Source organism: Verrucomicrobiota bacterium, from assembly GCA_016871495.1.
Classification (GTDB): Bacteria; Verrucomicrobiota; Verrucomicrobiia; order Limisphaerales; family VHDF01; genus VHDF01.
On record VHDF01000160.1, the window covers coordinates 1 to 5,133 of the forward strand.

The window sequence follows — 5,133 nt, forward strand, 5'->3', positions numbered from 1 at the left end:
GATAAGCCTCCAAACGGCGGTTTTCGAGCGCTTGGAAGTCGCGTTTTACTCCACGTGGATTACCCATGCACGGAGTTTACAAGGTAAATCCAGAAAAGCTAGAAAAATGTCTCTATATTATGCGGATCTCAGTAGGGACGGACATGTGGAATAACGGTGGCCAGGCAACAGTCGAAATTGTGGATGGAATGGTTACCCAAGCTTCTGTTCTTTCTCCAAACGCCCGGTGCACCATTGATTTCCGATGCTTTGGCCTCGATTGAACCCAGTCCACCTCCAGGCAACATTCCACATCCAAATCCCTTCGTTCCAAAAGATCCCGATCCAGCTCTTTAACGGTGCGACCACGCTGGGGTCTTGATCTTTGCCTGGGCTGTGGCCGGGATTTCACAGACCTCCGCCGTTCGACAACAGATCCTGTCTCAATAGCTGAGCGCTTTGTTCTTGGCGCGCAGAACATCGAGCAAACCAAGTATCTCAATTGGAATGACTTGGAACTGATCCTCAACCCGATCGTGCATTCTCCCAGTCCCAACGCGATCCACTTAAAACTCCGGCCGCCGATCCCGGCGTGCTCGATCAACTCTAGGACTTCAATCGGGAGATCTAATATTTTTCAATTGGTCTGTCCCTAGGTTATCCGCCTGTGTCCCTAGGTTATCCAGCCTGAATCTCCGCCGCGCAGGGCGTCCGTCCGCGGATCCAGCCGCAGCCTGCCTTTGGGTTCCCTTGCCCCTTGGCAGGAGTGGCAGTTTGCCGCAGAGATCCCCTTGATTCGCATCGCTCACAGCCACGTTTCGGAAAGAACACCGCGCAGATCCATCTCAAATTCGATCTCAAGCACCGGTGGGCGCGTCACATGCCAGCACAGCCCGCAGCGTGCCGCAGGCCCGAGTCGGCGCAGCACGAGGTCCCGCAGCGGTGCGTCCATGGGGTGGATCGTGTAAACGTTGACGCACGTGACCTGGCTCCAGTGGACGCCCAGACCCGTCAACCGTTCTTCCATCACGTCGAGCACATACGCAGCCTTCTCCAGCATGGCCGCAGCCGAAGTTTCTCCGCGCCGGATGATTCGATTGGACTCCAGGGTGCCCTCACGAAGTTCACCCGCACCCGCGACCACGAAGGTGGGTCGTCTTATTTTCGGGTTCGGGCGAACGTGGGAAAAGGCGTGAAGGCAGACTGACGCCGGAGCCTGAGTCATCGGCGCGACGTTCGTCCGCGCGACCGGATTCACACCTTGGACGAGTACCCCCCACTGTTCCAACACCGCCCGGTAACTGCGGTTGAATTCGATGAAACCCGCCATTGAAAAAGGTTCGGGCGAACGCAATTCCATCGCACACAGAGCCAGCCGGCCTTGCCCCGCGCCGCGAAGGAATTCGTCCACGAAATCAAAGCCCTGTTGCCAGGGAACCAGCGACGGCATTGTGACGTGCGCGATTTCCCATCCTGGCTTGGCCACGACTCCGCAAGAGTAGGGGTCGATGCCTTTCAAGAAGTCATAATGGCCGGCAGCGTGATGGATGAGCATGTTTCCCCGCAGCATGCCTCGTGGAGCGGCATCGGAAAAGTGCTTTTCCTTTGGAGTCAAGCCGGATCCGCCGTGGGAGGGAATCGCGACCGGAAACGTGACGACGCCCCCGATGGGGATCGGTTTCTCATGGATTATCGGGGGCGCTCCTCCAGTTCGCGGGGCGATGCCTCGGAGGAAGCGCGAGAAATGACCTGCGGGGCGGACAGCCGCGCTCGGCTCCTTGAGCTTTCGAGCACGCCCGATCCACCGCCTTTCCGCGCGTCGCGACGGCCAAGGCTCCGCCCACGGTGAGTACCGTTCCGATCACCAGCACCAATAACACCGGACGGAAACTGGCACGCGGCAGCTCGGTCGCGAACATTTCCACCCGTCGGAGCAACCAATTCGCTCCGGTGCTGAGCCCCAGCACCAGCAGGCAAACCGTCAGCGCCCGCGCACCCTTGTGACCGATGGCCGCCGCCGATTCCGCGCGCCGCACCTCCCGCCACCAGCCACCGCGTCCATGGGAGGCTAGCGCCCTCATTTCCTCCGGGGTGACCACTCGGTCCCACAACACGATGTCGTCGTGTTCCACATGCACGGGCTGGTTGATCAAACGCGGTTCATCTTGGACGTCAAAACTGCCGGAAAGTGAGAACGCCGCCAGAAGAGGTGAACTGTGATTCTTCGCCCGTTCCTCCGCCGCGATCTGCCCGTTCACAAACAGCCGGGCTAGTGTCCCGTCCGAGGTGAACGCCAGGTGCATCCATTGGCCTGGAGGCGCCACTTGACGTCCAACCAGATTGCGAGTCGTCGTCATCAGGTGGTCGCCGCCGGACACTCCCGCAATAAGAAATGCGAAAGGTCGCCCCTGACGGAACCCAAGCCTCCATGTGAAGGTTTGTTGGTTGCTTGCGGATGCGATGACGAGGTCGTTGGTGAAGGCGCGTCCGTTCACCATCGGACTCCATGTTCCTCCCGAAGTCTCGACCCGCACCCAAGCCGCCCAGGACCACGGAATTTCCTGATCACGCCAGTATCCCAGAAGGCTGCCACTTGGCTCACCGCCGTGCCGGAAAGCTTTGTCTCCGTCCACGTTTACGATCTCGTTGCCGGGGTTATGCACAACGCTCCAGTGCCAGAGGGCCGCGCGCCGATCCGGTCGCCCGTCCACCAACCCACCCACCCTTTGGTCCAGGAGGCGAGCGGTCGCGCGTACCAAGCCCACACCAACAGCCAGAGAAGGCAGAGTGCGGAAACCGCCAACCACGATCGAACCAACCAGCGCCCCAGGCTGCGGCCCCCTCCTTTCCGGTGCCGAGCAGCAAGGGGATTCGCGCGCCGAGAATCGGAACGCGCGGACGCGGGCGCTGTCGGCGACGGGCGTTCACCGGCATTCGGCGCTGGAACTTGGGGATTCAACTCGGGTCGATCCCACCCCTTCCCGCGCGCCCGCCGCTAGTGATGAATGTCACGGTTGACAGCCTGTGGTCGGGCGGCGGTATTCCGCTGCGGCTAGGCGAAGGTGGGCAAAAGCATTCGGGAAGGATTGGTTCAAAAACACTATGGAGTTCGCTGCGCTTGAGGACACGCCCAAGTTCGCGTGACGGTCGGAGGCGGCGCACAAAGAGGATCCTGCCGAATCTCGCTCTCGAAGGCTTTACCGAATCCCAATTCGTTAAGCTCGGTTTAGCTGAACTATTTGCCGCTAACTTCCGCCCGCTGCTCCTTCAACAATGTAGAAGGCGATCTTGATGGATGACACCCGTCATAAATATCGCGCGCGGACCCATGACATTTGAGTGGAGGAACGGCACTACCGCGAAGCGCGGAAATGGATGAGCATCGTCCCATCGAACCGTCCTGTGTGAATGCACCGAGCAATAAGTCCAGGAAGGGCGGCCATGATGAAACCAAGTAAACTTTTTGCGAACATGAAAACCAACATTGCTCAATTTTTCTTATCCGCCATCGGCTCGATCATGCTGACTCTTGCAGCGGAGGCAGCTAGTTTCTCTGTGCAGATTTCTACTGCCGCTGGCGGCGTTGACTTTTCCTCAGAACGGAAAAACGAAGCTGGTGAAGTCAGCGGTTCGAGTCACTATTCTATCGCTCGAGCCAGCTCATCCGCGTACGCTTATGCCAGTGCGGAGACCGGGGTCTTTAAGCTTCAAGCCAAAGCCTCCGCCGAGTCACTCCCAAAAGTAGGGTTGTTCGGTCACGAGCCCTATGCAAATTCCCAAGCCAGTGCACAAGCGCGCTTTCGGGATTCCATGACCATCAACGCTCCTGGGCTTGCAGGGAAAGCGGGGCGGGCGACTGTTTCCCTGTTTATACCAGGGAGCATCGAAGGAAGCTCAAGCTTCGATTCGCGCGGTTGGGGAGGGCAGCTCATTTTCGGTATTGGTTTTCCAGGTGGTGGAGCTCAGTTCGTAGGTAACCCCTTTGACTTAATGTCAGGTAGTGGCCTTCTTCGAGGTGCTGTTGGCAATGCCCTCCATCCGTCAGAATCCTACTCTCTGCCCTTGGTCGATGGTCGCTTCGATTTCGACATCACCTTCCAATACGGGCACCGCATTGATTTCGACATGAACTCCTCGGCATTTGCCGAAATGCACGCGAGAAATGGCACCTCTGGATTCGTCGATATTGACTATGCGAACAGCCTCTACTGGGCTGGACTGTCTGCTGTCTCGTTTGATGGAAATCTCCTGCCTGCGGGGACCTTTACGGCTTTGAGTCCTGAGGGTGTTGACTATGCGAAATCCTTCGTGCCGGTGACTACAGGGGTGCCGGAAACTGGAGCGTCTCTCGGGCTGCTGATTCTGTCATTGTCTGCATTGGTTTGCGCACGACGTCGGGATAAGGGAGTGGTGTATTCGTAGAACCCGCTGCCAACTCATCTTCGTTCGCAATGTCTGCCCCTAAGCTATAGGACGAATTCAGACTCCTTCCGCCGAAGGAAGAATCCGGCTCCAGGGCTCAGGGGAATGCTCGCCGAGGTCACTCCGGGGCTGGTGATGACGGTCCGGTTTGGGGTGGTCAGGTCCAGACACTGCTTGAGCACGAAGGCGTTCGCCGTCGAAGGCCAGGAAATGTCGAGCGTGCCGCCGTTTCGGAAGCAGTCTAGCGCGGGCTCAGTCGTCGGGTCGCCAAGGTCGGGTGGTGCGTAGGCGCTGATGCCGCCAGACACTCAGGAATAGACATGTAGAAAGGCGTGTCCATGCCGCGTAACTTCTTGGACAATTTCTCAGCGATATCGCCGAAGAGCACCACGGCCAAGCTTAGCAGTGGCCGATGATCCTGGTTGGCAACCAGAGTGGGCGATTGAAGTCGGCGGGCCGGTTGCTGCAATTTCCCGGCGACAACAAGGTGGGCGAGTGGACGGTGCCTCCAGAGGTTGTTGGTGACCGGGTTGTCGTGGTAACGCAGACAGCCCTGTCTGCTGATCGGGTCGGGTGCCGGGGATTGCGCCCCGGCACCCTCCCACACCACCGGACGTGCGGTTTTCCGCATCCGGCGGTTGAACGCAGCGGCCCTTCACACGGTGGCCGCAAGGTCGGATGGCATCCAAAACCCGTGACGTCGCAACGCCGCGTTGCTTAACGCCGTCTGCA

The 5,133-nt window shown here is 58.9% G+C and carries 4 protein-coding genes; 1 reads left to right on the forward strand and 3 read right to left on the reverse strand.

Features of this window, described 5'->3' with window-relative positions:
* Nucleotides 1-784: 784 nt before the first annotated feature.
* Nucleotides 785-1,594 carry a RidA family protein gene (locus tag FJ404_19235; protein ID MBM3824985.1) on the reverse strand — a complete coding sequence of 270 codons (810 nt, stop codon included), beginning with the start codon at nt 1,592-1,594 and terminating at the stop codon, nt 785-787.
* A 67-nt stretch (nt 1,595-1,661) separates the two neighbouring features.
* Nucleotides 1,662-2,801, reverse strand: a complete 1,140-nt coding sequence (locus tag FJ404_19240; GenBank protein MBM3824986.1) for a LamG domain-containing protein — start codon at nt 2,799-2,801, stop codon at nt 1,662-1,664.
* 649 nt (nt 2,802-3,450) lie between these two features.
* Between FJ404_19240 and FJ404_19245 the strand changes: the two genes are divergently transcribed.
* Complete coding sequence (locus FJ404_19245; GenBank protein ID MBM3824987.1) at nt 3,451-4,401, forward strand: hypothetical protein; 951 nt, start codon at nt 3,451-3,453, stop codon at nt 4,399-4,401.
* A 241-nt stretch (nt 4,402-4,642) separates the two neighbouring features.
* Here the strand turns inward: FJ404_19245 and FJ404_19250 are convergent, their stop codons facing one another.
* Complete coding sequence (locus FJ404_19250; protein ID MBM3824988.1) at nt 4,643-5,032, reverse strand: hypothetical protein; 390 nt, start codon at nt 5,030-5,032, stop codon at nt 4,643-4,645.
* Between the last annotated feature and the right edge of the window lie 101 nt (nt 5,033-5,133).

Bases quoted from the DNA above. Each gene is read 5' to 3' on its own strand.
- FJ404_19245 (MBM3824987.1), top strand. From the start codon at position 3,451: ATGAAAACCAACATTGCTCAATTTTTCTTATCCGCCATCGGCTCGATC.
- FJ404_19250 (MBM3824988.1), bottom strand. From the start codon at position 5,032: ATGCGGAAAACCGCACGTCCGGTGGTGTGGGAGGGTGCCGGGGCGCAA.